A 25,011-nucleotide genomic window follows, 5' to 3' on the forward strand; every position below is an offset into this window, starting at 1 on the left:
CGTCCGGCACGGACACCTCCGGGCCCACCGCAGCCTCCGGACCGGCCACCGCGTCCGGGCCGTCGGCCACCGCGTCCGGTCCCGGCGCCGCCTCCTGCTCCCCCGTCGGGCGCGGGTCCGGTACCTCGGCCGCGGCCGCGCGTTCGTCCAGGGCGGTCATGCGGTCGCCTCCGGCACGGGAGCCCAGGTGGGAGTGGTCCAGTGGCCGGGGACCCGGGCCTCCGGAGGCTGTGCGAAGGGGACCTCGCCGTCCGGGCGGGCGGAGCCGCGGGCGAGCAGGCGCAGGTAGACCTCCTGGAAGGCCGCGACGTTCTGCTCGACGGTGAACAGTTCCAGGGCTCGCGCGCGGGCCGCCGAACCGAGCCGCTGGGCCCGCTCGGGGTCCCGCAGCAGGGAGAGGCAGGCGTCGGCGAGGGCCCGCGGATTGCGGGGCGGGACGACGAGGCCGGTGCCGCCGATGACCTCCTGGACCGCGCCGACGTCCGTGGACACGGTGGCCCGCCCGCAGAACATCGCCTCGGCCAGGGTGATCGGGAAGCCCTCGATCACGGAGGAGAGCACGACGACGCGCCCGGAGCCGTACGCCTCGGCCGTGGACGGGGCGTCGGGGCCGCCGATCTCCTCGAAGGTGACGGGGTTCTCGCCCGCGGTCACCGCGTCGACGGCCTCGTCGGGGAAGAGCTGCGCGGCCAGCGACCGGCAGTCGGCGAGGTACTGCGGGGCCACGGCCGTCGCGAAGATCCGCAGGCGGGACCGGGGTTCGGCCCGCCGCACCTCGGCGAAGGCGTGCAACAGCGCGATGAGGTCCTTGGCGGGCTCTATCCGGCCCACCCACACCAGCGTGTCGGGGTCCCCGCAGTCCGCGGTCTCCCCGACCGTGGCGAATCGGTCCGCCTCCATGCCCGGGTAGACCGTCCGCAGCTTCTCGCGCGCCGCCCCGCAGCGCTCCTGCCAGCGGCGGGCGTGCGCGTTGCCCGGGGTGAGCAGGTCGGCCCGGTCGTAGATCTCGCCGGCCAGCCGCACGTGGAAGGCGGCGAGCAGCGCCCTGGCCGCGGGCCGGGACCCGGGGCTCTGTCCGAGGTAGTGGGCCCGCAGGTGCACCCCGTACTCGGTGACGAGCAGCGGCACTCCGAAGAAGCGTTTGGCCAGCAGTCCGGGAAGCGCGGCCACCCCGCCCGACGCCGCGTGGCTGATGTCGACCTGGCCGAGCCCGGACTCCCCGTACCAGTCGAGGGACAGCGGGCGGAGCATCCGTTCCAGTTCGTCCACGACGTCGAGCAGGTCCGGGACCTGGGCGGCCTGGACCGCGCGGCTCGCGCCCGTCGCCCGGCACGCGGACTCCACCGCCCGCACCGCGGACTCGGAGCGCAGGGCCGCGTACAGGCCGCCCTGCTCGCGGGCGAGTTCGGCCAGCCCGTACAGCCCGGCCGCGAAGGGCTCGGCCTCCGCGGCGCAGGTCCCGTGGACCAGCTCGCGGAAGCAGCCGGCGAACCGGCGCCGCTCCCGCCGGGAGTACGTCCGGCCGTCGTCCGCCGGGGCCCACAGGGGGGCCGTGCGGACCCGGGTGACGTGCTCGGGCAGCGGGACCCGGGTGCGCTCCTGCCCGGCGCTGCGACTCAGCGCGTACAGCTCGAACTCGTGCTGCGGGAGACCGCGCACGAGCCGGTCGCACCACAGCCTGGCCTCTCCGGTGGCATACGGATAACCACCTTCCGTGAGCAGTCCGATCCGCACGAGTGGCACCCCCGATCTCCCGTTCAGGCGGTCGCCGTCGGTCCGGTGACCCGCCGCGGTTGAACTCAAGCGGATGTGCCGAAGGCGCGACGGACGGTTGTCCGTCGCGCCACCGGAAGGGGTGAAGAGTCGTAACTTTCCCGTACGGTTCGCGTTCGAGCACGCTAGGAATGGGTGCGGCTACGCGAAGACGATTGGGTGCGGCTACGCGAAGACCTCCCGCCGCACGGTGCGGCGCTCGGCGGCCGGGCCCCGGTCCAGCGCCGGTACCGCGGCGCCGGCAGCCGCCGGGTGCAGGCGTGAGGGCGGCCGGGGCTCGTTGCGCTCCGGGGTGAGGTGCGCCGTCGTCCGTGGCCCTGGGGACGGGGGCGAACTGCGCCTGGATGGCGGCGAAGGTCAACCGCCGGGAAACACCCAGGGGTTGGGCTTGCACTGGATTCCGTCGATGTCGAGGGACTTCGTCTGCTGCTGCATGATCGGCGCGAGCGACCCCGGGGTGCGGCAGCTCACGTGCCCGTTTCCGAGCCGGTGGCCGACCTCGTGGTTGATGAGCATCTGCCGGTACGCGAACATCTGGTCCGGCCCGTACGTCGCCGAGCCCTGCGCCCACCGGAACGCGTTGATCATCACGCGGTCGGTCGAGGCCGAGTCGCAGGAGACGTTGTCGATGGTGGTGTCCAGGCCGGACTTGGCGCACCAGACGCCGGTGGTCCCGGGACTGGCGAGGGTGATCACGAAGTCTGCCTCGCCGCCCGGCACCCGCTCGAAGGTCCGGGCGCCGCCGTGGCTCCAGCTGCGGGGGTCGTTGAGGGTGCGGTGGACGGCCTCGGCGAACAGCTGCGGGTCCAGCCCCAGCCCCTGTTCCACGTCGACGCGGTAGCGCACGAGCCTGCCCTTGCCCGGCGCCTTGGCCACGCCGGGCACGGTGTCGAAGGTCCCGGGGCCGGCCAGCTTCGGGTCGACGGGCAGCTGCTGGGCCATCTTCTGCTCGTACGTCAGCTCCGGCGCCGGGGCGGGCGCGGCGGGCGCCTCCGGCGTCACGCGTTCCTCGGACCGGGATCCGGCGACGTGGCTGTCGGAGGCGCGCGTGGGCGCTCCGCCGGGCGCGGCCATCGGACCGGGCCTCACGGTGTCGTCCTCGGAGGCCGCCTGGCCCGCGATCACGACGGCGAGGACGGTGGTGACGGCCACGGCCGCCAGTCCGGTGTACGTACGGACCCTCAGGCCCCGCCCGGAGCCCGGCCGTTCGGCCTCGGCCCCGGCGGGCTCGGCCCCGGCGGCCTCGACGGACCCGGAGGGCTCCGCGAACGCGCGCTCCGCGAACCCGGTCGCCGCGCCCGGCCTGCGCGGCCCCGGCACCCGGCGGTGGGAGCCGGTGGAGGTGACGGCACCGGGGCCGGGCTCCGGCAGGAGCGGGACCGGCCGGTCCAGCGGGACCGACGGGGTCAGGGTGACCTGCGGGAAGCCCACCGCGGGCGTGCCGAAGGCGGGGGTGTCGGAGTCCAGGACGGCGGAGCGGCCCGCGCCCGGGACCGCGCCCGGGGTGGCGTGGACCGAGGCCGGCGCCCCGGTCCGGACGGTGGCGCGCGGGACGCCCTGCCAGTCGCCGTACACGGAGTCGGGTCCCGGTCCCGAGCCGGAGCCCCACGCGCCGCCGGGCCCGTGCTGCTCGGGGTGGCCGCCGGAGCGCGACCCGGCCGCGAGCCGCTCCCGGGGCGCGAAGCCCTGGTGGGCGACGGTGGGTTCGGGCCGCCGCCGGGCGAACGGGTCCTCGAAGGGGTCGTCGTACGGGTCCGGGTCCGGGTACCGGTCCGGGTACGCGTACGGGCCGGCCTCCGGGAAGGCCGGAGCGGCCGCCGGTGCGGGTGCCTCCGCCGCACGGGCGGGGGCGGGGTCCTTGCGACTATGTCGTCCCACGGTCCTCAGCCTCTGCCGTCTTCGGTATGTCGGTGGGTGTCGCCCGCACCGGTGTCTGTGTCGCGCAGCAGCTCCCCGAAGGCGGCGGCCACCACCTCGGGGTACTCCATCATCGCCACGTGCCCGGCCTCGGGAAGGCACAGCAGCCGCGATCCCCGGAAGGCCGCGGCGGCCTTGCGCGCCATACGGTACGAGACCAGTTGGTCCCGGCCACCGTAGACCAGCAGCGCCGGGGCGAGAACCCGCTGGGCCTGCCGCCACAGCCCGTGCTGGCCGCCGAGGGTGTAGGCGTCGACGATCCCGCGGGAGGAGCGGGTCATCGCGTCCCAGAAGTACGGGAGGGCCATCCGCCGCTCCATCTCCTCCACGGCGGCCCGGAACCCTTCGGCTGTCACCCGGGAGGGGTCCCCGTAACAGAGCGCCGTCACCCCCCTGGTGCGCTGCTCGGCGGTGAACCCGCGCGTGAGGCGGCCGAAGAGCGCGGCCGTCCCCGGCAGCGCGAGCAGCGCGGTCGGTACGGCCGAGCGCTGCACGCGCAGCTCGGGCAGGGCCGGCGAGACCAGCGTGAGGGTGCGCACGAGGTCGGGGCGGACGGCGGCGACCCGGGTGGAGACGGCGCCGCCGAGGGAGTTCCCGAACAGGTGGACCGGACCGCGCCCCGCGGCGTCGAGGTGGCGGATGACCGCGCGGGCCAGCCCGGTGACGGAGTAGTCCCGGTCGGCCGGCGGCGGGGACCAGCCGAAGCCGGGCAGGTCGACGGCCTCTCCGTCGACGGTCGCGGCCAGCCGCTCCATGAGCGCCGACCAGTTCTGCGAGGAACCGCCGAGCCCGTGCACGAACAGCGCGGGCGGCAGGTCCGTGCGCAGCGGCGGGCGGGTCCGGACGGCCAGTTCCAGCCCGGGGAGCACGACGGTGCGCATCTGCTCACCCTCAGCCACCCGGACCGCTCCCACCACGGAGGAGGGCTCGGCGGTGGACCGTACGCCCGGCAGCTCGGTCGAAGACATGCGGACAATGTTACGAGACGATCACGCCGGACCTCTTGTGTTCGCGGTCACAGGGGTCTTTCACGCCCGCGTAGCGGGGTATCCGCGTTGCTCCTAGGCTCGGAGGAGAAGAGAAGAAGGAAGCGAGGGGAGCGCTATGACTGTCGACCCTGCGGAGCCGGAGACCTTCCGGGAGCGGGACCCGGGGAAGCACGACCCCGAGGCCCCCGAGGCGGACGTCGCGGAACAGCTCGCGGACCTGGTGCCCGGCGAGGACGACCCGGTCACCGGTGTGGACGCGGGCGAGGCCGCGGACGGTGACGCCGCCGAGCAGGCGCGGGTGGTGCCGCTCGACGAGGACGACTACCGCTGACCAGCGCCTCCGGGCGGTCCGCACCGCGAGAAAACTCGGCTTGAACCCTCCAGATTCGGTTACCGAAAAGTACGATGGCGGCGCGGCGCAGAGCGCACTGTGTTCTTAGAGAAAGTGGGAGGCGGCGTGACAGCCATCGAGCAGACCGAAGCAGCGCGTCCGCGGGGCACGCGACTGCCGCGCCGAGCCCGACGCAACCAGCTGCTGGGCGCGGCCCAGGAGGTCTTCGTCGCGCAGGGCTACCACGCGGCGGCGATGGACGACATCGCCGAGCGAGCCGGAGTCAGCAAGCCGGTTCTCTACCAGCACTTCCCCGGCAAGCTCGACCTCTACCTGGCGCTGCTGGACCAGCACTGCGAGTCCCTGCTGCTGGCCGTGCGCACCGCGCTCGCGTCGACGACGGACAACAAGCTGCGCGTCGCCGCCACGATGGACGCCTACTTCGCGTACGTGCAGGACGAGGGCGGCGCCTTCCGTCTGGTCTTCGAGTCCGACCTGACGAACGAGCCCGCGGTGCGCGAGCGCGTCGACCGGGTCTCGCTCCAGTGCGCCGAGGCCATTTCGGACGTCATCGCCGAGGACACGGGCCTGTCGAAGGACGAGTCGATGCTGCTGGCCGTGGGCCTCGGCGGGGTCTCCCAGGTGGTGGCCCGCTACTGGCTGTCCAGCGAGAGCCCGGTCGCCCGGGACACGGCGGTCGGCCTGCTGACCTCGCTGGCCTGGCGCGGCATCGCCGGCTTCCCGCTGCACGGCACGGAGTCCGGCGCGGAGTCCGGCGCCGAGGGCTGACCGGTCCGGACCCGGCCACTGTTCGCTGCCAGCGTGTCCGCTCCGCGCAATTCCGCTCCGCTCACCGGGCTAATGTGGACCGCGTACGGCGCGGCTGATCGCGCGCAACGGACCGTCGGAGGGACAAAGCCGTGGAGGTCAAGATCGGCGTGCAGCACGCACCCCGGGAGATCGTGCTGGAGAGCGACCTGAGCGCCGAGGAGCTGGAGGGCATCGTCGTCGCCGCACTGTCCGGCACGGCGCCGCTGCTCAGCCTCACCGACGTCAAGGGCCGCAAGGTCCTGGTGCCGTCCGACCGCCTGTCCTACGTGGACCTGGGTGAGCCGAGCAGCCGCAAGGTCGGTTTCGGCGCGCTCTGACACGGCGGCCCGCGGGGGCCGAGAACTGAGGGGAACGGCCCGGTGGTTGATGCCACCGGGCCGTTTCTCTTTGTTCCGCTTCGGGTAGGAGGGCTGTGACCGGTTTGCCCCGACGTATGGGAGGGACCTCAATGCCGCTGATGGAAGCGCTCGGCTCTGCTCTGCTGGGACTCCTCTTGTCCGGAGCGGCCGCGCGAGTGCTCGCACAGCGGTTGCCCTCCCGGAGAGTGGTGCTGGTCAGCGGGGTGCTGGGCGCGTTGTTCGGCGCGTATCTCACGCACTTCGCGCTGGGACCCGGGCACATCACCCTGACCGCGGCCCTCGTGGGCGCCGGTCTGGTGTCGGCGGTGGTGCTGTCGCTGCTGCTGCGGCCGGCCCCCGGATCGCGCGGCCGCTCGCACCGGCCTCCGTTTTCGCTCCCGTCGCGGGGATGAGCGGGACGGCTGAGGGCCGCTGGGACGACTCAGGGCCGCTGAGCACGACGACGACGTACGCCGGCCTCCGGCGCGGAACCGTCCGCGCCGGAGGCCGGCGTGTGGGGCGGGACGGGCGTGGTGCCCGGCGGGACGGGGCCTCAGGCGGCGAGGCCGAGGGCCGCCATCCGCTTGGTGTGGGCCTTGGTGATCCGCGTGAACATCTCGCCGACGGCCGCCAGGTCGAAGCCGGCCGCCATCCCGTCGACGCCGCCGACCAGCATGGTGGAGAGCGCGTCGCGTTCGGCGACCACGCGCTGCGCCTGCGAGAGGGCCTCGCCCATCAGCCGCCGGGCCCAGAGGGCGAGGCGTCCGCCGCAGCGCGGGTCGGCCTCGATCGCGGCGCGGACCTTCTCGACGGCGAAGCCGCCGTGGCCCGTGTCGTCGAGCACGCCGACGACGAGGGCGCGGGTGTCGGTGTCCAGGTGGGTGGCGACCTCGCGGTAGAAGTCGCTGGCGATCGAGTCGCCGACGTACGCCTTGACCAGGCCTTCCAGCCAGTCCGACGGCGCGGTCTGGCGGTGGAAGTCGTCCACGCCCTTGGCGAAGGGCTGCATGGCGGAGGTGGGCTCGACGTCGATCGCGGCGAGCCGGGCGCGCAGCCGCTCGAAGTGGTGGAACTCGGCGGAGGCCATCGCCGCGAGCTCGGCCTTGTCGTCGAGGGTGGGCGCGAGCTTCGCGTCCTCGGCGAGGCGCTCGAAGGCCGCGAGCTCCCCGTACGCGAGCGCGCCGAGCAGGTCCACGACGGCGGCCCGGTACTGCGGCGAGGCAGAGGCGGTCGCCCAGTCCTGAGCGGCGATGCCCCCGGATTCCGCGGCGGCGCTGTCGTCGGCGGGCGAGGCGTTTTCTACGGTCGACATGCTCCGCACAATAGCCCGCCGAAAGGCGCGCCAAGGCACCACATCTGCTCATCGCCGACACAGGTAATCGCGCCTACCCGGTGAATTCACCCGACACAGCTGCGCGATTCCGGGGTACAGTGGTAATGCGCCTGCCGGAAACTCGGCGGGCCATCCGAATGAGGATGCCCGGTCGGTGGCCCGATCGGCTCCAACCGACCCGCCCTCGGTGTGGTGCGTGCGCGTCTGCGCACAGCCTCCGCACGAGGGGCCCCCTCAGCGGCACAAGCGCTTGAGCGAAGGCTTAGTGGTCCCGCGCAGCTTCGTACGTACGTCGCAGTACTGCAAGCCAGGCACGGTACGACCCCCCTCGCCGCCTCGCGCCGCGTCTCACAGAAGAGGCAGCACCCTGACTACGTTCCGAGACCTCGGGATCCTTCCCGAGACCGCCGAAGCCCTTGAAGCCGTCGGCATCGTGTCCCCCTTCCCGATCCAGGAGATGACCCTCCCCGTCGCCCTTTCCGGCTCGGACGTCATCGGCCAGGCCAAGACCGGTACCGGCAAGACGCTCGGTTTCGGCCTTCCCCTGCTGGAGCGGGTCACGGTCCCCGCGGACGTCGAGGCGGGCCGTGCCCGTCCCGACCAGCTCACCGACGCCCCGCAGGCCCTCGTCGTGGTTCCGACCCGCGAGCTCTGCACCCAGGTGACCAACGACCTGCTGACCGCGGGCAAGGTCCGCAACGTCCGCGTCCTCGCCATATACGGCGGCCGCGCGTACGAGCCGCAGGTCGAGGCGCTCAAGAAGGGCGTCGACATCATCGTCGGCACCCCGGGCCGCCTGCTCGACCTGGCCGGACAGAAGAAGCTCGACCTGTCGCACGTCCGGGCCCTGGTCCTGGACGAGGCCGACGAGATGCTCGACCTGGGCTTCCTGCCCGACGTCGAGCGGATCATGAGTTACCTGCCGCCGAAGCGCCAGACCATGCTGTTCTCGGCGACCATGCCGGGCGCGGTCATCAACCTGGCCCGCCGGTACATGACGCAGCCGACGCACATCCGCGCCGTCTCCGAGGACGGTGAGGGCGCGACCGTCGCCAACACCACGCAGCACGTCTTCCGTGCGCACAACATGGACAAGCCGGAGCTCGTCTCCCGCATCCTGCAGGCCGAGGGCCGCGGCCTGGCCATGATCTTCTGCCGCACCAAGCGCACGGCCGCCGACATCGCCGAGCAGCTGGAGAAGCGCGGCTTCGCCTCGGGCGCCGTCCACGGCGACCTGGGCCAGGGAGCGCGCGAGCAGGCCCTGCGCGCGTTCCGCAACGGCAAGGTCGACGTGCTGGTGTGCACCGACGTCGCCGCGCGCGGCATCGACGTCGAGGGCGTGACCCACGTCATCAACTACCAGACGCCGGAGGACGAGAAGACCTTCCTGCACCGTGTGGGCCGCACCGGCCGCGCGGGCAAGAAGGGCATCGCCGTCACCCTGGTCGACTGGGACGACATCCCGCGCTGGCAACTGATCAACAAGGCGCTGGAGCTGGACTTCCACGACCCGGTCGAGACGTACTCCACGTCTGCGCACCTGTTCGAGGAGATGAACATCCCGGTCGGCACCAAGGGCACCCTGCCGCGCTCCGAGCGGACGCGGGCCGGCCTGAAGGCCGAGAACGTCGAGGACCTGGGCGAGACCGGCGGCCGCGGCGGTCGTGGCGGTCGTGGCGGCGCACCCGCTGCCGCCGCCCCGGTGGCCGAGGAGCGTCCGACCCGTACGCCGCGCCAGCGCCGCCGGACGCGGGGCGGTTCCGAGTCCGAGTCCGGTGTCGAAACCGTGGTCGCGGCCGCTCCGGTGACCCCGGTGACGGACGCACCCGAGGTCCCGGCCGCGGACGAGCCGCGCAGGCCGCGCCGCCGCCGCACCCGTGCCTCGGTCCCGGCCGCCGCGTCGGCTCCGGCCGTCGAGGTCGCCGTGGCCGCTCCGGCCGCGGTCGCCGCTCCGGTCGCCGTGGTCGAGGCCCCCGTGGCCGTCGCCGCGGTCGTGGCCGAGGAGGCCCCGGCCAAGCCGAAGCGCACCCGCACCCGCAAGGCCGCCGCCGCGGTCGCCGAGGCCGCCGTGGTCGAGGCTCCCGTCGCGGCCGAGGACGCTCCGGTCAAGCCCAAGCGCACCCGCACCCGCAAGGCCGTCGCCCCGGCCGCGGACGCCGTCGTCGCCGAGGCCCCCGCGGTCGCGTCCGAGGAGGCCCCCGCGAAGCCGAAGCGCACCCGGACCCGCAAGGTCGCGGCCCCGGCCGCCGAGTCCGCCGCCCCGGCCGCGGACGCCGAGGACGCTCCGGTCAAGCCGAAGCGCACCCGCACCCGCAAGGTGGCTGCCGCCCCCGAGGCGTGAGCAGGTCCGACGGCCCGGTTCCCCGCAGGGGGGCCGGGCCGTCGGCGTGTCCGCGCGGGCGACCGGCCAGTAACGTGAGCCGCATGAGCAAGCCGCCGCGCCTCACCCTGCCGCCCGCCGCCCGCGCGCACCGCCTCGTCACGGACCGCGGTGCCTTCGCCGTGCACGAGGCCGGCGAGCCGGTCCGCGGCACCGCGCTGCTGGTCCCGGGCTTCACCGGCAGCAAGGAGGACTTCGTCGCCCTGCTGGAGCCGCTGGCCGCGGCCGGCTACCGGGTCGTCGCCGTCGACGGGCGCGGGCAGTACCAAACCCCGGGTCCGCGCGCGGAGGACGCGTACGCGCTGGAGGAGCTGGCGCGGGACGTCCTGGCGCAGGTACGGGCGCTGGGGGCGGGCCGCGTGCACCTGGTCGGCCATTCGCTCGGCGGGCTGGTCTCGCGCGCCGCGGTCCTGCGCGATCCGGCCCCGTTCGCCTCGCTGACCCTGATGAGCAGCGGGCCCGCGGCCATCGACGAGACCCAGCAGGGGCGTACGAAGCTGCTGGTGGCGGCGCTGGAGGTGCTGCGCGAGGACATGGACGCGGTGTGGGCGGCGATGCGCGCCCAGGACCCGCAGGACGCCGTGCCGGACCCGCCCGAGCTGACGTCCTTCCTGCGCGAGCGGTGGCTGGCGACCGTGCCCGAGCAGTTGATCGCCACCGGGCGGGCGCTGATCTCCGAGCCCGACCGGGTGGACGCGCTGGCCGGGGTCGCGCTGCCGAAGCTGGTCCTGTCCGGGGTGGTCGACTACGCGTGGCCGGTGCCGCTGATGGACGACATGGCGCGTCGGCTCGGAGCGGACCGGGTCGTCGTGGAGGGTGCCGAACACTCCCCCAACGCGGAGAATCCGCAGGTCACAGCGGGTGCACTCGCTTCGTTCTGGAACTCTTGCCCCCGCTAATACTTAGCGAGTGAAAAAATTTCCTTAGCGTAGGGAATGTTTGCCACCTCCACCTCGTTGGAACCAGTGCAAGGAGAAACACCGACGAAGGGAGAAGCCCCGTGCGCTTCGAGATTCTGCGCCTGAACGACATCAACGGCTCCGCCGTGGACAGCACCGTCGTGGACGCGGCCTCCGTCAACCGGATCGTGCAGCACGCCGCCTCAGTCGGCCAGCGCATTCTGATCCGCCCGGCAGGTACGGCGTCCTGACGCCCCGCACACCGCCCGTACGTCTGCGCCCCCGCCACCGATTCCGGTGCGGGGGTGTTCGCATGCGTACGGCACGGCGCACGGGCGGCGCGGGAGCGGGCCGGGCGCGTCAGGCGCCTCGCACGACCTGGAGCACGCCGTTGATGATCTGCTGGACGGCGATCGCGGACAGCATCATGCCGGCGAGGCGCGTCACCAGGACGACGCCGCCGTCCTTGATGACCCGGATGATCACCAGCGAGTAGCGCATGGTGATCCACAGCACCACGTGCATGGCCACGATCGCGCCCCACACGGAGACCTGGCCGCTGACCCCGTCCGCCTTCTGCACGGCCAGGATCACCGAGACGATCGCGCCGGGCCCCGCGAGCAGCGGCATGCCCAGCGGCACGAGGGCGACGTTGACGTCCTTGGTCTGCTTCGGCTCGTCGGTCTTGCCGGTGAGCAGGTCCAGCGCGATCAGCAGGAGCAGCAGGCCGCCCGCGATCATCAGCGCCGGGACCGAGACGTGCAGGTAGTCCAGGATCTGCTGGCCGCACAGGCCGAAGACGGCGATGACGCCGAAGGCCACGCAGACGGCCTGCCACGCCATGCGGCGCTGCACCTTCGCGGGACGCCCCGAGGTCAGGGCGAGGAAGATCGGCGTGATCCCCGGGGGGTCCATAATCACGAAAAGGGTGAGAAAGAGGGATCCGAAGACGGCGAAATCAAACACAGCGATGCCTTGCAGGAGAGAGGGGTGGTGCGAAGGGGAAAGGGCGTGACGGGTCGAGCGGCCGGCCGGGGCCGGTCCTACCGGACGCCTCCGCCGGCGCCGGGCACGGGGAAGGCGCCGGTCGCACGGCGCGTGATCTCGCCGTAGATCTCGGGGTCGGTCGTGTACTCGCCGAGGCGGCAGGTCTTGCGGCTGCCGTGGTAGTCGCTGGACCCGGTGGTGAGCAGGCCGAGGTCCCCCGCCAGGCCGCGCAGGCGCTCCCGTGTGGCGGTGTCGTGGTCCATGTGGTCCACCTCGATGCCGTCCAGCCCCGCGGCCGCCAGCTCCGCGATCACGGCCTCGGGCGCGCACCGGCCGCGCTTGACGGCGGCGGGGTGCGCGAAGACGGTGACCCCGCCGGCCGCCTTGACCAGGCGGATCGCGTCGAAGGGGTCGAGCTCGTGCTTCCCGGCGTACGCCCGGCCGCCGTCGGCGAGCCAGTCGGGCGTGAACGCGTCCGAGACGGTCGGTACGACGCCCAGCTCCACGAGCGCGCTCGCCAGGTGCGGCCGCCCCACGGAGCCGTCACCGGCGATCCGGGCGACCCGCTCCCAGGTGATGTCGACACCGAGCGCCCGGAGCTTTCCGACCATGGCCTGCGCACGGGGGGTCCGGTCGTCCCGGACGAGCTCGCGCTCACGGGAGAGCTCGGGCTCCTCGGGGTCGAAGAGGTAGGCCAGCAGGTGCATCCCGACACCGTTGAGGCGGCAGGACAGCTCGGCCCCGGTCACCAGGGTCAGACCGGCGGGCAGGGCCGCGAGGGCCTCGGCGTGTCCGCCCACGGTGTCGTGGTCGGTCAGGGCGACCACGTCCAGACCGGCGCCGGCGGCGTTGCGCACGAGCTCGGCGGGGGTGTCCGTACCGTCGGAGGCCGTGGAGTGGGTGTGCAGGTCGATGCGCACAGCCGGGCTCCATGAGTCGTACGGACGGGGGACACCCCAGGATAACCGCGCGACGGGCCCCTCCCGGCCGCCCCGGGCCCCGCGGCACCCCGGGGCCCGGCGCCCGGCCCGCGCGCCGCCGGAAGGCCGACGGGGGAGGCCCGGCCCGCGGACCGGCCCGCGGGGCGGGCGGGTGGGGAGACGGCGCGCAGGGGGTCAGGACGGGCCGAGGACGCGCGGGCTCAGGGCGCCGCAGGGCAGCAGTTCCACCTCTGCGCCCGCGTCCCGCAGGTCGGTGAGGACCAGTTCGTCGTACATCAGCAGCCCGGACTGCTCCGGCCAGACGATCGCCCAGAGCCACAGCCCGCGCGCCTCGCCCGCGAAGACCGCCCGGTCGTCGGGAGCGCCCTTCACGTGCCACAGCGGGGACGGGCGCCCCGCCGCGACCACCTTGGCGTGCGGCGGCGCCGACATGTCGATGTGCGCGCCGGGGTCGGGTCCGTCGATCCCCGCGTACCGCGCGCCGAGGCCCACGCCCAGCTCCTCGGCCACCAGCAGCAGCTCGCCGAGGCCCCCGAGCGGCCCGGGACCGGTGCAGGCCACGGCCGTGGCCCGGCCCCCGCTGCGGTCGTCACCGGCGGACGCGACCCCGGTGAACAGCCAGCCCACCGGCAGCGGCCACGGCATCCACACGGGCACGCGGGCCCGGTGCACCACCACGCCCAGGCCCTCGACGCTGGGCGGGATCACCGGCTGCAGGGGGTGGACGGTGCCGTGCACGGCACACTGCCAGGAGTCGGAGAAGAGGCCGGGCGCCCTGACCCGGCCACCGCACTTCGGGCAACTCGGTTCGCCCCTCATAAAAGGCCACGCTCCTCCCCGCCCGGCGCGCCGTCAAGACGCGATCACCCGTCCGGGCGCCGGGTCTGCCGTCTCAGTCCAGTGCGACCGCCGTACGCAGAGGGTCCCGCAGATCCGTGCCGCGCGCGAGCCACCGCTCCTGAAGTGCCGTCGCGCCGTGCACCCGCTTCCAGGCGGCCTCGTTCGGCGTCATCGGCAGCAGCGGCAGGAAGTGCACCGGATCCATGGGCTCGTCGAGCTCCAGGTCCTCCACCAGCCCGCCCGGCTCGGCCACCAGGACCGAGCTGAACGGCGCCCCCTCCCAGAGCGGTTCGCCCACGTCCAGCGAGGCGCCGGGGGCCACGACCAGCCCCTCCACCTGCGGGGAGGCGCCCAGCACGGCCAGCGGGCGGAGCAGCTTGTCGGTGGGCGCGAGGCCGCCCCGCACGGTCAGCACGAGCTCGGCGCGCGGCCCCCGTACGGGGTCGGCGACCACGGCGGTCGGGTCGGTCATCGGGTGCGCGGACATCCCGAGGGTCGCGTACCGCACGAGATCCCCCTCGGCGAAGCGGAGTACCTCGATGCGGTCGGTGCCCAGGAAGGTGACGGCGGCGCGTGCGTCGGGTTCCCCGAACGCGCTGCGCAGCCGGGCTTCGACAAGGGCCAGAATTTCTGCCATGGACCGAGCATAGAACTCGCATGAGCCGGGTAAAGGGCGGGTCTTGACCATCCGTCGGCTGATAGTGTTGACAGCTGTTCGGGGCCGCACGCAGAAGCGTTGTTTCGGTGCCCCGGCGAGGACGTCCCCCACGGGGGACCGGCCGGAGGAGGTGGGGCTGCGGTGCATCGAAGTCGATCGTGCAGTAGTACCAATCGCTCTTCCGCTGCGGTGACGGGCACCTCCCGCCCCCTGTGATCTTCCGATCGGCAGAAGAGCGACGGCAGAACTCCGTCCTCCCGTCCTGCTGACGTCCCCCCGTCCCGGCGTGCCCGCCCGCAGCGGTCGCGCCGCCCCGGAGGGGCCTCCCCCCGTACGGTCCGCGGCCGTGCGCGCGAAGGAGCCACCATGTCGATGCTGCCCTACCTGCGTGCGGCCGTCCGCCCGTCGCTCCGCAAGAACGCCCCGGCCCAGTCCGGCTACGACACCACCCGCGACCCGTCCACGAGCAGCGCGGTGGTCGACTGTGCCGTGTACCGCGACGGCCGGCGCGCGGCGCCCGGCCTGGGGGCGGCCTGTCTGACGCCCCGTGAGGCGATGCGCCGGGTCCGCGAGGACGGCGGTTTCGCCTGGATCGGCCTGCACGAGCCGACCGAGGACGAGTTCGCGGGGATCGCCGCCACGTTCGGGCTGCACCCGCTGGCGGTGGAGGACGCCGTGCACGCGCACCAGCGGCCGAAGCTGGAGCGGTACGACGACACGCTCTTCACCGTCTTCAAGACGATCCACTACGTCGACCACGCCCAACTCACGTCCACCAGCGAGGTCGTGGAGACCGGCGAGGTGATGTGCTTCACGGGCCCCGACTTCGTGATCACCGTCCGGCACGGCGGCCAGGGCTCGCTCAAGGGCCTGCGCCACCGTCTCCAGGGTGACCCGGACCTCCTCTCGAAGGGCCCCTCGTCGGTCCTGCACTCCATCGCCGACCACGTCGTCGACGGGTACGTGGCGGTCGCCGCGGCCGTCCAGGACGACATCGACGAGGTGGAGAGCGCGGTGTTCGCCGCCCCCGCCAAAGGCGCCGCGCGCGGCGGCGACGCGGGCCGCATCTACCAGCTCAAGCGCGAGGTGCTGGAGTTCAAGCGGGCGGTCGCCCCGCTGCTGCGCCCGATGGAGCTGCTGAGCGAGCGCCCCATGCGGCTGGTGGACCCGGACATCCAGAAGTACTTCCGGGACGTCGCCGACCACCTGGCGCGGGTGCACGAGCAGGTCGTGGGCTTCGACGAGCTGCTGAACTCGATCCTCCAGGCCAACCTCGCGCAGGCGACGGTCGCCCAGAACGAGGACATGCGCAAGATCACCTCCTGGGCCGCGATCATCGCCGTGCCCACGATGATCTGCGGGGTCTACGGGATGAACTTCGCGCACATGCCCGAGCTCCAGTGGAAGTACGGCTATCCGATGGTGATGGCCTCGATCGTCGGGACCTGCTTCACCATCCACCGCGCACTGCGCCGCCACGGCTGGCTCTAGGCCGCGCCTTTCGGATCATGGCGGGCCCAGGCCCCGTCGCGGAGCGCGCCGCGGGCCGCGACGGGGCACCCCCTACTCTGGGGCGCATGACTCTCAGCGCACTCGACCTGGCCCTCGTCGAGGAGGCCACCAAGAAGTCCGGCCTCGTCTGGGTCCGCGGCGCCGGCGCCGACCGCGCCCTGTGGCACGCCTGGGTGGACGGGGCGGCACACGTGCTGGGCGACGGGCCCGGCGAGCAGCCGTTCCCCGGGCTGGCGGACGGCGCGACCGCCGAGGTGACCGTACGGAGCAAGGACAAGGGCGGCCGGCTGGTGGCCTGGACGGCGACGGTGCGCGAGCTCCCGCCGCGCGGGGAGGAGTGGGCGGCCGCGGTCGCCGAACTCAAGGGCAAGCGGCTGAACGCTCCCGACGCCGAGGACATGACCGAGCGCTGGGCCCGCGAGTGCCGGCTGCTGCGCCTGGAGCCCGAGTCGGTCCGCGCCGAACTGCCGTCCGGCTCCCTGGCCGCGGCCCCGACCGGCTCCCCGGCCACGACCCGCGGGCCCGTCCCGGCGGCCCTGCCGAAACTGCTGCTGAAGCGGAAGCGGGCGGCCCGCCGCTAGGGCGTCCGGGGCCCGAGAGCTCCCGGGGGGACGTCAGGGGCTCGTGGGGTTCGACCCCTGACCCGCGCCCTGTCCGGCGCTCTGGCCCGCGCCCGTGCTCCTGGACGGGCGCGGGGTGCTTCCCGTACCGCCCTGGTCCTTGGTGGTCGGCAGCTGCGACCCGTAGTCCACCGTCTGGTCCTGGGCGGGCGGGTCGAGCGGGAACACCTCGCCCCACTCGGCGAGCTCCACCCGGCCGGCGCCGCCCGCGCGCTCCAGGAGCAACGGGTACGGGGTCCCCTCCAGGGACACGGCGAGCCTGCCGCCCTTGCCCTTGTCCCCCGTCACCTGGACGACCCGCGTGTGCCCGACCTTGCTGTAGGAGCCCTTGGCCAGCTTGCCCTGGAGGCCGAGCAGCCCGTCCAGCAGCACGTCCATGTCGGTGAAGCCGCGGAACTGCTTGTACGTGGGGTCGCTCTCCGGCACCTTCACGTACTTGTCGCCGAGCTTTCCGGCGGAGTCGGACTCGCCCCAGAAGGCCGCGCTCGCCTTCAGGTAGAGCTGCTCCCCCACCCGCAGCACCTGGAAGGTGTCCTCCTGCGACTTCACCTCGCCGGAGCCACCGTCGGACTTCAGCCGCATGTCGAGGGTGAAGGACTTGCCGCCGCTCACCAGCGTGCCGGACAGGTGGACCGAGTCGGCGCCGCTCGCCGCGGCCTTGGCCTTCGCCTCGATCTTGTCGGCGGTGAGCTTGCCGACCCCGTTCGTCCCCTCGTCCGGGTCCTCCCCGCAGCCCGTACCGGTGACGGCGAGGCCCGCGCACAACGCACCGATGAAGGCCGCCCGGCGCAGCCGCGCGGCAGGGAAGTAGGCGGTCACGGGCAGGTGCCTCTCGTCGGTCGTCAGCGGCCAGCAGGCAGCGTACCCGCCCGTGGCCCGGCCCCCGGCGGCCCCCCGGGCCGCCCCCGGCCGGACCGCCCCACCAGGACGCTTGCCCGGGGCACGGGCTAGCCTGAGGGGCGGCAGGACTGTTGATAGACGCTCTAGGAGGCGCTCGGATGGCTGCAGGCGCCCCGCGGATCTTCGTCTCGCATCTGTCGGGTGTGCCCGTCTTCGACCCCAACGGCGACCAGGTGGGCCGCGTCCGCGACCTGGTCGCGATGCTGCGTGTCGGCGGCCGGCCGCCCCGGCTGCTGGGCCTGGTGGTCGAGGTGGTCAGCCGGCGCCGGATCTTCCTGCCGATGACCCGGGTCACGGGCGTGGAGTCCGGACAGGTGATCACCACGGGTGTCGTGAACATGCGGCGCTTCGAGCAGCGGCCCACCGAGCGGCTGATCCTCGGCGAGCTGCTGGACCGGCGGGTGCGCCTGGTCGCGGACGAGGAGGAGGTCACCGTCCTGGACGTGGCCATCCAGCAGCTGCCGGCCCGCCGGGACTGGGAGATCGACAAGATCTTCGTACGGAAGGGCAAGGCGGGCGCGCTGCGCCGGCGGGGCGAGACCCTGACCGTGGAGTGGTCGGCGGTCACGGGCTTCTCGCTGGAGGAGCACGGGCAGGGTGCCGAGAACCTGGTCGCCACCTTCGAGCAGATGCGCCCGGCCGACGTGGCGAACGTCCTGCACCACCTGTCGCCCAAGCGGCGCGCCGAGGTGGCCAGCGCCCTCGACGACGACCGGCTCGCGGACGTCATGGAGGAGCTTCCCGAGGACGAGCAGGTGGAGATCCTCGGCAAGCTGAAGGAGGAGCGGGCCGCCGACGTCTTGGAGGCGATGGACCCGGACGACGCGGCCGACCTGCTCTCCGAGCTGCCGGAGGACGACAAGGAGCGGCTGCTGACGCTGATGCGGCCCGACGACGCGGCCGACGTACGGCGCCTGATGTCGTACGAGGAGCGCACGGCGGGCGGTCTGATGACCACCGAGCCGATCGTGCTGCGGCCGGACGCGACGGTCGCCGACGCGCTGGCCCGCGTGCGCCAGGCGGACCTCTCGCCGGCGCTGGCGGCCCAGGTGTACGTGTGCCGGCCGCCCGACGAGACCCCGACGGGCAAGTACCTCGGCACGGTGCACTTCCAGCGGCTGCTGCGGGACCCGCCGTTCACCCTCGTCAGCTCGATCGTCGACACGGGGCTGCCGCCGCTGCGCCCGGACGCCTCGCTGCCGGTGGTGACCAGTTACCTGGCCGCGTACAACATGGTGGCCGTCCCCGTGGTCGACGAGAGCGGCTCGCTGCTCGGTGCGGTGACGGTGGACGACGTACTGGACCACCTGCTGCCGGACGACTGGCGGGAGACGGACTTCCATTCCGAGGAGGCCGTCGGTGGCCACTGAGCGGGGACGCGGGGAACAGGGGCGCGAGCGCCGCCGGGAGCAGGGCCGGGAGCGGCGTGAGCAGGCGAAGGCGCGCGGGCGCGACCACGGGCTGTCGGACCGGCTGGAGGACGCCGCGGACCGGGTGCGGGAGCGCGCGGAACGGGCCGAGCGGGCCGAGCGCGCGGAACGGGCCGAGCACCGGGCCGAGCGGGCGAAGGCGGCCGCCGCGACGGGGTCGGGCGCGCTGACGCGCCAGCGGGTCCGGCTCGACCAGCCGCGGGCCCCGCGGCGGTCGCTGCTGCCCGAGTACGACCCGGAGGCGTTCGGGCGGCTGTCGGAGCGGGTGGCGCGCTTCCTCGGCACCGGCCGGTTCATCGTCTGGATGACCCTGGTCGTCGTCGTCTGGGTGCTGTGGAACATCTTCGCGCCGGACGACCTCCGGTTCGACCAGTACCCCTTCATCTTCCTGACCCTGATGCTGTCGCTGCAGGCCTCGTACGCCGCTCCGCTGATCCTGCTCGCGCAGAACCGGCAGGACGACCGCGACCGCGTCAACCTGGAGCAGGACCGCAAGCAGAACGAGCGCTCCATCGCCGACACGGAGTACCTGACGAGGGAGATCGCGGCCCTGCGGATGGGTCTGGGCGAGGTCGCCACGCGCGACTGGATCCGCTCGGAGTTCCAGGACCTGATCAAGGAAATGGACGAGCGCAGGCTGTTTCCCGACGAACGTGACGAAGGCGACCGCTAGCGGGCTTTCCCGAGCCGTGCTACCGAGCCGTACCATCGGGGCATGGCTACCGACACGAGTTCCGCCGACGCCGCCGTTCCGGAACAGGACGCGATCCTGGACGCGCTGGCGACGGTGAACGACCCCGAGATCCACCGGCCGATCACCGAGCTCGGCATGGTCAAATCGGTGGAGATCGGCGACGGCGGCGCGGTCGCGGTCACCGTGTACCTGACGGTGTCGGGCTGCCCCATGCGCGAGACCATCACGAAGAACGTCACCGAGGCCGTGGAGCGGGTCGCCGGGGTCTCCTCCGTCGCCGTCACCCTCGACGTGATGAGCGACGAGCAGCGCAAGGACCTGGCGGCGACCCTGCGCGGCGGCACCGCCGAGCGCGAGGTCCCCTTCGCCAAGCCGGGCTCGCTGACCCGCGTCTACGCGGTCGCGTCCGGCAAGGGCGGCGTCGGCAAGTCCTCGGTCACCGTCAACCTGGCCGCGGCCATGGCCGCCGACGGCCTGAAGGTCGGCGTGGTCGACGCGGACATCTACGGGCACAGCGTGCCGCGGATGCTCGGTGTCGAGGGCCGCCCCACCCAGGTCGAGAACATGATCATGCCGCCGTCGGCGCACGGCGTGAAGGTCATCTCCATCGGCATGTTCACCCCGGGCAACGCGCCGGTGGTGTGGCGCGGACCGATGCTGCACCGGGCCCTTCAGCAGTTCCTGGCCGACGTGTACTGGGGCGACCTGGACGTGCTGCTGCTGGACCTGCCCCCGGGCACCGGCGACATCGCGATCTCGGTGGCCCAGCTGGTCCCGAACGCCGAGATCCTCGTGGTCACCACCCCCCAGCAGGCCGCGGCCGAGGTCGCGGAGCGGGCCGGGTCGATCGCCGTGCAGACCCACCAGAAGATCGTCGGTGTCGTCGAGAACATGTCGGGCCTGCCGTGCCCGCACTGCGACGAGATGGTGGACGTCTTCGGCTCGGGCGGCGGCCAGAAGGTCGCCGACGGGCTGACCAAGACGGTCGGCGCGTCGGTGCCCGTGCTGGGTTCGATCCCGATCGACGTCCGGCTGCGCGAGGGCGGCGACGACGGCACGCCCGTGGTGCTGTCCGACCCGGAGTCCCCGGCCGGTGCGGCCCTGCGGGCGATCGCGGGCAAGCTGGGAGGCCGCGCGCGCGGCCTGTCGGGCATGTCCCTGGGCATCACCCCGCGCAACAAGTTCTGAGACAGGGCGGGCCGGGCCCGCACCGGACGCGCGAAAGGCACCGCGGGGTTTCCCGCGGTGCCTTTCGCGTGGTGTCCGCCGGGGGGCTATTCGTAGGTGCCGAGGTCCTCGATCGCGGCGAAGCCGATCCCGTACGCGCTCATGCCGCGCCCGAAGGCCCCGAGGTGCACCCCGCTGCCGGTGGAGCCGGCCAGCACCCAGCCGAACTCCGACTCGCGGTAGTGGAAGGTCGTCGGCTCCCCGTCGACGGGCAGGGACAGCGTCGACCAGTCCTCGCCGCCGAGGTCGTCCGCGAGCTCCCAGGCGGCCTCCGTCTGCTGGTCCAGCCAGTCGCTGCGCAGGGCGTGGTCCATCTGCGCGGGCCAGCTGTACGCCAGCAGCCCCGAGCCGGCCAGCCAGGCCGCCGAGGAGACCGAGGTGGCCTCCAGGACGCCGGTGCCGTCGGCGCTGCGGCGCAGCGGGTTGCTCGCGACGGTGACGACCACCGCGAAGCGCTCCTTCTCGCCGGTGGCGATCTCGCCCCGGGCGGACGGCTCGTCGCCGTGGCCGGTGGAGCCGTGCTCCACCGTGCCGTCCGCGGCGGCGCCGACCTGCATGAGCCAGCGACGGCCGGCGAAGGCCCCGTCCAGCCCGTACCAGGGGAAGTCGGCGGCGAGGAAGCCCTCGACCGTCCGCCGGGCCACCGGGACGGGAGACGCCCCGTCCTGCGGCTGTACGGAGGGATCCTGCGGGTCCTGCTGTGCGGCGGCGGGGGCTTCGGCGGGCTGCACCCCTACCCGGCTACTGCTCGTCGTCTCCATCTGCGCGGCCTCTCGTTCCGTCGGGTCCGTCGGCGGCCCGCCCCCCTCGGGCGTCCTGCGTCCGGACAGATGGAGGATAGCCACCGGACCCCGGTTCGCCGGGCAGGGCGCGGCTCAGGTGGCGTCGGCGTCGAAACGGGCGGGCTGCTCGGCGGCCGGTGCGGCGGGCTTCTTCAGCAGGTCCGGGCCGGTGGCGGCGGGCGTGGCGGCCGGGGTCGCGGGGGCCGGCGCGGCGTCGGTCTCGCGGCTGTTGACGGCGTCGGTGACGTCGTTCAGCTCCTTGCGGAGATCGAAGCTGCTGCGGATCTCCCTGAGGTCCTCGTTCTCGCCCAGCTGCTTGCGGATGAAGGTCTTCGGATTCAGGTCCTCGAACTCGAAGTCCTTGAATTCGGGGCCGAGTTCGGAGCGGATGTCCTGCTTCGCACTGTCCGAGAAGGAGCGGATCTTCCGGATGACGCCCGAGACGTCCTGGATGACCTTGGGCAGCTTGTCGGGGCCGAAAATGAGGATGGCGAGCACCACGATCGTGACGAGTTCGAGTGCGCCTATGTCGTTGAACACCTTGCCGCTCCTCGGCTCTCTTCACTTCGGGCCTGGACACACGGTACCCGGCGTTCTCCGCGGGCCCACACCTGCGTACCGCATCGATCACGGTTTCACCCGGACGTCAGGCGCGCCTCACGAGCCGTTCGCCGATCCGAGGACCACTTCCAGGGTGCGCTCCCGGCCCTCGCGGAGCACCGTGAGGGTCAGCGGATCGCCCGGCCGGTGGGCCCGGATCTTGATGATGAGCTCGTCACCACCGCGTACGCGCTGCCCGTCCACCTTGGTGATCACGTCCCCGGCCCGGATCCCGGCGCGGGCGCCGGGCCCGTCGGTGACGACGGACGGCTTGCCGTCGGCGGCCTTGTCCCCGACCCGGGCTCCGTCGCCCTTGTACTGGAGGTCGAGCGTGACCCCGATGACGGGGTGGGTGGCGCGGCCGGTGCGGATCAGCTCCTCCGCGACGCGCTTGCCCTGGTTGATGGGGATGGCGAAGCCCAGGCCGATGGAGCCGCCCTGCCGGTCGGGGTCGTCCTTGTCGGCGCCCCGGATCGCGCTGTTGATGCCGACCACGTGGGCCTTGGCGTCGAGGAGGGGGCCGCCGGAGTTGCCGGGGTTGATGGGGGCGTCCGTCTGGAGCGCGTCGACGTAGCTGACGTCGCTGCCGTCGCCCTTGTCGCCGCCCGCGGTGACGGGCCGGCCGGTGGCGCTGATGATCCCGGCGGTGACGGTGTTGGAGAGGTCGAACGGGGCGCCGATGGCCACCACCGGGTCGCCGACCTGGACGTTCTCCGAGTTACCCAGGCTCAGCGGGCGCAGCCCGCGCACCCCGCTGACCTTGACCACGGCCAGGTCGTACCCGGTGTCCCGGCCCACCAGCTCGGCGCTGACGCTCTCGCCGGTGCTGAAGGTGACGCCTATGTCCTTGGCATCGCCGACCACGTGGTTGTTGGTCAGGATGTGGCCCTGGGCGTCGAGGACGAATCCCGTGCCGGTCCCGCTCCCGTCGGTGGAGCGCACGTGCAGGGTCACCACCCCGGGCAGGGCGGTGGCCGCGATCCCGGCCACGCTTCCGGGCGCCCGGCCCGCCGCCGCGACGCCCGCCTGCGGGAGTTCCAGCCGGGTGCTGCTCTGACGCTCGGCGACCACACCGAGGTATCCGCCGATGCCGCCGGCGAGCAGGGCGACCCCCGCGCCGAAGGCCACCAGCTGCCACAGGCCGACCCCGCGGCGCTGCCGGCCCCGGTCCACGACCTGGAGGGGCTGGTCGCCCCAGGGGTCGTACCGCACCACGGGCGCGGCCGGGGCATCCGGCTCGGGGCCGGACGCCGCACCGGTGTACGGGTCGGCAGCCGGGCCGGGCTCCGGTCCGGGCTGCCCGGCCTCGGGGCGCGGTGCGGGGACCCCCTCGCGGCGGAGTTCCGCCGTGCCCTCTGGCCGGCTCCACCAGGACGGTGCCGGATCGGTCTGCTGGCTGTCGGCCATGGGCGCTCCCCGCCTACCTGTGCACATGTGCCGCAGATTCAACCAGGTCCCGGGTCAGCGCAGGAGGGAGACCGGGCGAGCCGATGCCTGCGGGGACGGGTGGAGCGGCGGGAGCGGCGTCGGCAGGGACGCCGGCAGGCTGGGACCGGGGACGGTGCCGGGCGTGGGTCGGCGGTCGCGGACGACCGCGTCGGCCACGGACACGGCCGGGCCGGGCCGGGTGGCGGGCGCGGGTGACTCGCCCCGGACATGCGGGTCCACGGCCTCCAGCGGCAGCGATCCGCCCAGGGCGAGCGCGGCCAGCGAGACGGCTCCGGCGGCCACGAAGGCCAGACGGCGGCGCGGCCGGCCCACCTCGTGGATGCGGAACCCCGGCTGCTCCCGGCCGGGGGCGGCCGGCAGGGCGTACGCGAACGAGCCGAACGGGTCGGCGCCCGGCGGAGCTCCGGGTCCCGCGGGACCGGAGGAGCCCTCGGGTCCGCTGCCCGGCAGGCCCTGGAGCCGCGCGAGCAGCCCCGCGGACAGCGGCGGCGGCGCGCTCTCGACGAACATGGTCTTCACACGGCGCTGGGCGTCGGCCTCGGCCTTGCACTTGGCGCAGGTGGCCAGGTGTGCCAGGACCCGCTCGCGCGTGTCGTGCTTCAACTCCCCGTCCACCAGGGCGGCGAGACGGTCGCCCAGGTGCTGTTCCGCGGGGGACGGACTGGCTCCGCTCACTCGGCTCCGCCCTCTCCCCCGGCGCCCGGCGCGCCCACGGCCACGCCGGCCAGCGCGCGCTGCTCGGCGCGGGCCTCGGGAGACCGGTGCTTGAGCGCCTTGCGCAGGTGGGAACGGCCGCGGTGGATGCGGCTGCGCACGGTGCCGAGCTTCACGCCGAGGGTGGCGGCGATCTCCTCGTACGACAGGCCCTCGATGTCACACAGCACCACGGCGGCACGGAACTCCGGCGCGAGGGTGTCCAGCGCCTGCTGGACGTCCGCGTCGAAGTGGGTGTCGTGGAGCACCTGCTGGGGGGACGGCTCACGGCTCGGCAGCCGCTCGGCGGCGTCGTCTCCGAGCGCGTCGAAGCGGATCCGCTGCTTGCGGCGGACCATGTCCAGGAAGAGATTGGTGGTGATCCGGTGCAGCCAGCCCTCGAAGGTGCCGGGCGTGTAGGTGGACAGCGAGCGGAAGACGCGGACGAAGACCTCTTGCGTCAGGTCCTCGGCGTCGTGCTGGTTGCCGGTCAGACGGTAGGCGAGGCGGTAGACCCGCGCGCTGTGCGTGCTGACGATCTCCTCCCACGAAGGAGGGGTCCACGCCGGGGAGCCCGCATCGGCGGCGAAGGTCGCAGTGGTTGCGGTGTCGGCGGTGTGGAAACGGTCAGCAATGTCGGTCACGGATTTCGGCTCACCCGCCGACCAGAAGAGGCGCCGGATGACGCCCCCACGATCCACAGGCGCAGCCGCACCTCCCCTGTCGGCTCTGGTGGTGTCCAGTGGATTCCCTACCATAGCCACCCCCTCCGTCAGCTTGGGATAAGCGTTTTTGCATTAACTTTGCCCGGGGGCCGGTCCCCAGAACGGCCCGGATCGCCGATCTGCCCGGCGCCGTCCCTTCTGATCCCGTCTCCACCCTTCACA

The 25,011-nt window shown here is 73.4% G+C and carries 26 protein-coding genes; 12 read left to right on the forward strand and 14 right to left on the reverse strand.

The genetic code is table 11. From position 1 onward, the window contains the following. Positions 1–156 precede the first annotated feature (156 nt). The 3 genes from ACFWW8_RS03110 to ACFWW8_RS03120 form a co-directional block, all read right to left on the reverse strand. Positions 157–1,734: a DUF3492 domain-containing protein gene (locus tag ACFWW8_RS03110; protein WP_386523021.1), complete on the reverse strand. Its 1,578-nt coding sequence runs from the start codon at positions 1,732–1,734 to the stop codon at positions 157–159. Positions 1,735–2,130: 396 nt separating this feature from the next. Then, a complete protein-coding gene (locus ACFWW8_RS03115; RefSeq protein WP_386522770.1) occupies positions 2,131–3,651 on the reverse strand; it encodes a DUF3152 domain-containing protein in 1,521 nt (506 codons plus the stop codon). 5 nt (positions 3,652–3,656) lie between these two features. Continuing rightward, positions 3,657–4,658, reverse strand: a complete 1,002-nt coding sequence (locus ACFWW8_RS03120) for an alpha/beta fold hydrolase (protein WP_386522772.1) — start codon at positions 4,656–4,658, stop codon at positions 3,657–3,659. A gap of 136 nt (positions 4,659–4,794) precedes the next feature. Here ACFWW8_RS03120 and ACFWW8_RS03125 point away from each other — a divergent pair, with 136 nt between their 5' ends. The 4 genes from ACFWW8_RS03125 (at position 4,795) to ACFWW8_RS03140 (ending at position 6,592) form a co-directional block, all read left to right on the forward strand. After that, a complete protein-coding gene (locus tag ACFWW8_RS03125; protein WP_386522774.1) occupies positions 4,795–5,010 on the forward strand; it encodes a hypothetical protein in 216 nt (71 codons plus the stop codon). Between the two features lie 126 nt (positions 5,011–5,136). Then, complete coding sequence (locus ACFWW8_RS03130) at positions 5,137–5,799, forward strand: TetR/AcrR family transcriptional regulator (RefSeq protein WP_386522776.1); 663 nt, start codon at positions 5,137–5,139, stop codon at positions 5,797–5,799. 131 nt (positions 5,800–5,930) lie between these two features. Beyond that, positions 5,931–6,158 carry a DUF3107 domain-containing protein gene (locus ACFWW8_RS03135; RefSeq protein WP_386522778.1) on the forward strand — a complete coding sequence of 76 codons (228 nt, stop codon included), beginning with the start codon at positions 5,931–5,933 and terminating at the stop codon, positions 6,156–6,158. A gap of 131 nt (positions 6,159–6,289) precedes the next feature. Then, positions 6,290–6,592, forward strand: coding sequence for a hypothetical protein (locus tag ACFWW8_RS03140; protein WP_386522780.1), 303 nt, complete (start codon positions 6,290–6,292; stop codon positions 6,590–6,592). A gap of 140 nt (positions 6,593–6,732) precedes the next feature. On the opposite strand, the gene ACFWW8_RS03145 is transcribed toward ACFWW8_RS03140, so the two are convergent. Further along, positions 6,733–7,491, reverse strand: a complete 759-nt coding sequence (locus ACFWW8_RS03145) for a ferritin-like fold-containing protein (protein ID WP_386522782.1) — start codon at positions 7,489–7,491, stop codon at positions 6,733–6,735. 454 nt (positions 7,492–7,945) lie between these two features. On the opposite strand from ACFWW8_RS03145, the gene ACFWW8_RS03150 reads away from it, so the two are divergent. From ACFWW8_RS03150 to ACFWW8_RS03160, 3 genes are all read left to right on the forward strand, one after another. Beyond that, positions 7,946–9,853 (forward strand): DEAD/DEAH box helicase, encoded by a 1,908-nt coding sequence (locus ACFWW8_RS03150; RefSeq protein WP_386522784.1) that lies wholly within the window; start codon positions 7,946–7,948, stop codon positions 9,851–9,853. An 83-nt stretch (positions 9,854–9,936) separates the two neighbouring features. Continuing rightward, positions 9,937–10,791, forward strand: a complete 855-nt coding sequence (locus tag ACFWW8_RS03155) for an alpha/beta fold hydrolase (protein WP_386522787.1) — start codon at positions 9,937–9,939, stop codon at positions 10,789–10,791. Between the two features lie 101 nt (positions 10,792–10,892). Next, entirely contained in the window at positions 10,893–11,042 is a 150-nt protein-coding gene (locus ACFWW8_RS03160; protein ID WP_386522790.1) for a hypothetical protein, read from the forward strand. Positions 11,043–11,151: 109 nt separating this feature from the next. On the opposite strand, the gene ACFWW8_RS03165 is transcribed toward ACFWW8_RS03160, so the two are convergent. The 4 genes from ACFWW8_RS03165 to ACFWW8_RS03180 all read right to left on the reverse strand — a co-directional run bounded on the left by ACFWW8_RS03165 (position 11,152) and on the right by ACFWW8_RS03180 (position 14,196). Beyond that, positions 11,152–11,757 carry a MarC family protein gene (locus tag ACFWW8_RS03165; protein ID WP_386522793.1) on the reverse strand — a complete coding sequence of 202 codons (606 nt, stop codon included), beginning with the start codon at positions 11,755–11,757 and terminating at the stop codon, positions 11,152–11,154. A 77-nt stretch (positions 11,758–11,834) separates the two neighbouring features. Then, positions 11,835–12,698 (reverse strand): PHP domain-containing protein, encoded by an 864-nt coding sequence (locus tag ACFWW8_RS03170; protein WP_386522795.1) that lies wholly within the window; start codon positions 12,696–12,698, stop codon positions 11,835–11,837. 195 nt (positions 12,699–12,893) lie between these two features. After that, positions 12,894–13,538 carry a DUF6758 family protein gene (locus ACFWW8_RS03175; protein ID WP_386522797.1) on the reverse strand — a complete coding sequence of 215 codons (645 nt, stop codon included), beginning with the start codon at positions 13,536–13,538 and terminating at the stop codon, positions 12,894–12,896. 73 nt (positions 13,539–13,611) lie between these two features. Continuing rightward, positions 13,612–14,196, reverse strand: coding sequence for a suppressor of fused domain protein (locus ACFWW8_RS03180; RefSeq protein WP_386522800.1), 585 nt, complete (start codon positions 14,194–14,196; stop codon positions 13,612–13,614). Positions 14,197–14,583: 387 nt separating this feature from the next. On the opposite strand from ACFWW8_RS03180, the gene ACFWW8_RS03185 reads away from it, so the two are divergent. Both ACFWW8_RS03185 and ACFWW8_RS03190 read left to right on the forward strand, forming a co-directional pair. Next, positions 14,584–15,708 (forward strand): magnesium and cobalt transport protein CorA, encoded by a 1,125-nt coding sequence (locus tag ACFWW8_RS03185; RefSeq protein ID WP_386522801.1) that lies wholly within the window; start codon positions 14,584–14,586, stop codon positions 15,706–15,708. Between the two features lie 86 nt (positions 15,709–15,794). Further along, on the forward strand, positions 15,795–16,310 hold the full coding sequence (locus ACFWW8_RS03190) for a hypothetical protein (RefSeq protein WP_386522803.1): 516 nt from the start codon (positions 15,795–15,797) through the stop codon (positions 16,308–16,310). Positions 16,311–16,343: 33 nt separating this feature from the next. On the opposite strand, the gene ACFWW8_RS03195 is transcribed toward ACFWW8_RS03190, so the two are convergent. Beyond that, complete coding sequence (locus tag ACFWW8_RS03195) at positions 16,344–17,168, reverse strand: hypothetical protein (RefSeq protein ID WP_386522806.1); 825 nt, start codon at positions 17,166–17,168, stop codon at positions 16,344–16,346. Positions 17,169–17,347: 179 nt separating this feature from the next. Here ACFWW8_RS03195 and ACFWW8_RS03200 point away from each other — a divergent pair, with 179 nt between their 5' ends. The 3 genes from ACFWW8_RS03200 (at position 17,348) to ACFWW8_RS03210 (ending at position 20,561) form a co-directional block, all read left to right on the forward strand. Further along, positions 17,348–18,619, forward strand: a complete 1,272-nt coding sequence (locus ACFWW8_RS03200) for a magnesium transporter MgtE N-terminal domain-containing protein (RefSeq protein WP_386522809.1) — start codon at positions 17,348–17,350, stop codon at positions 18,617–18,619. Positions 18,620–18,845: 226 nt separating this feature from the next. Further along, positions 18,846–19,352, forward strand: coding sequence for a DUF1003 domain-containing protein (locus ACFWW8_RS03205; RefSeq protein WP_383917972.1), 507 nt, complete (start codon positions 18,846–18,848; stop codon positions 19,350–19,352). A 93-nt stretch (positions 19,353–19,445) separates the two neighbouring features. Further along, the gene (locus ACFWW8_RS03210) at positions 19,446–20,561 is read left to right on the forward strand and encodes an Mrp/NBP35 family ATP-binding protein (protein WP_386523024.1); all 1,116 of its coding nucleotides are present in this window, start codon (positions 19,446–19,448) and stop codon (positions 20,559–20,561) included. 86 nt (positions 20,562–20,647) lie between these two features. On the opposite strand, the gene ACFWW8_RS03215 is transcribed toward ACFWW8_RS03210, so the two are convergent. The 5 genes from ACFWW8_RS03215 to sigE form a co-directional block, all read right to left on the reverse strand. Next, on the reverse strand, positions 20,648–21,361 hold the full coding sequence (locus ACFWW8_RS03215; RefSeq protein WP_386522811.1) for a hypothetical protein: 714 nt from the start codon (positions 21,359–21,361) through the stop codon (positions 20,648–20,650). Between the two features lie 114 nt (positions 21,362–21,475). Beyond that, positions 21,476–21,922 carry a sec-independent translocase gene (locus ACFWW8_RS03220; protein ID WP_386522814.1) on the reverse strand — a complete coding sequence of 149 codons (447 nt, stop codon included), beginning with the start codon at positions 21,920–21,922 and terminating at the stop codon, positions 21,476–21,478. Positions 21,923–22,039: 117 nt separating this feature from the next. Beyond that, the gene (locus ACFWW8_RS03225) at positions 22,040–23,389 is read right to left on the reverse strand and encodes a trypsin-like peptidase domain-containing protein (RefSeq protein ID WP_386522817.1); all 1,350 of its coding nucleotides are present in this window, start codon (positions 23,387–23,389) and stop codon (positions 22,040–22,042) included. 54 nt (positions 23,390–23,443) lie between these two features. After that, entirely contained in the window at positions 23,444–24,106 is a 663-nt protein-coding gene (locus ACFWW8_RS03230; protein WP_386522820.1) for a zf-HC2 domain-containing protein, read from the reverse strand. Continuing rightward, a complete protein-coding gene (gene sigE / locus ACFWW8_RS03235; protein WP_386522823.1) occupies positions 24,103–24,882 on the reverse strand; it encodes an RNA polymerase sigma factor SigE in 780 nt (259 codons plus the stop codon). Before sigE ends, ACFWW8_RS03230 begins: the two co-directional genes overlap by 4 nt. Positions 24,883–25,011: the final 129 nt, after the last annotated feature.

It is taken from the genome of Streptomyces sp. NPDC058701 (assembly GCF_042715295.1).
In the GTDB taxonomy this organism is placed as follows: Bacteria; Actinomycetota; Actinomycetes; order Streptomycetales; family Streptomycetaceae; genus Streptomyces.

Bases quoted from the DNA above. Each gene is read 5' to 3' on its own strand.
- ACFWW8_RS03120 (WP_386522772.1), bottom strand. From the start codon at position 4,658: ATGTCTTCGACCGAGCTGCCGGGCGTACGGTCCACCGCCGAGCCCTCC.
- ACFWW8_RS03125 (WP_386522774.1), top strand. From the start codon at position 4,795: ATGACTGTCGACCCTGCGGAGCCGGAGACCTTCCGGGAGCGGGACCCG.
- ACFWW8_RS03140 (WP_386522780.1), top strand. From the start codon at position 6,290: ATGCCGCTGATGGAAGCGCTCGGCTCTGCTCTGCTGGGACTCCTCTTG.
- ACFWW8_RS03145 (WP_386522782.1), bottom strand. From the start codon at position 7,491: ATGTCGACCGTAGAAAACGCCTCGCCCGCCGACGACAGCGCCGCCGCG.
- ACFWW8_RS03155 (WP_386522787.1), top strand. From the start codon at position 9,937: ATGAGCAAGCCGCCGCGCCTCACCCTGCCGCCCGCCGCCCGCGCGCAC.
- ACFWW8_RS03175 (WP_386522797.1), bottom strand. From the start codon at position 13,538: ATGAGGGGCGAACCGAGTTGCCCGAAGTGCGGTGGCCGGGTCAGGGCG.
- ACFWW8_RS03180 (WP_386522800.1), bottom strand. From the start codon at position 14,196: ATGGCAGAAATTCTGGCCCTTGTCGAAGCCCGGCTGCGCAGCGCGTTC.
- ACFWW8_RS03185 (WP_386522801.1), top strand. From the start codon at position 14,584: ATGTCGATGCTGCCCTACCTGCGTGCGGCCGTCCGCCCGTCGCTCCGC.
- ACFWW8_RS03190 (WP_386522803.1), top strand. From the start codon at position 15,795: ATGACTCTCAGCGCACTCGACCTGGCCCTCGTCGAGGAGGCCACCAAG.
- ACFWW8_RS03200 (WP_386522809.1), top strand. From the start codon at position 17,348: ATGGCTGCAGGCGCCCCGCGGATCTTCGTCTCGCATCTGTCGGGTGTG.
- ACFWW8_RS03215 (WP_386522811.1), bottom strand. From the start codon at position 21,361: ATGGAGACGACGAGCAGTAGCCGGGTAGGGGTGCAGCCCGCCGAAGCC.
- ACFWW8_RS03225 (WP_386522817.1), bottom strand. From the start codon at position 23,389: ATGGCCGACAGCCAGCAGACCGATCCGGCACCGTCCTGGTGGAGCCGG.
- sigE (WP_386522823.1), bottom strand. From the start codon at position 24,882: ATGGTAGGGAATCCACTGGACACCACCAGAGCCGACAGGGGAGGTGCG.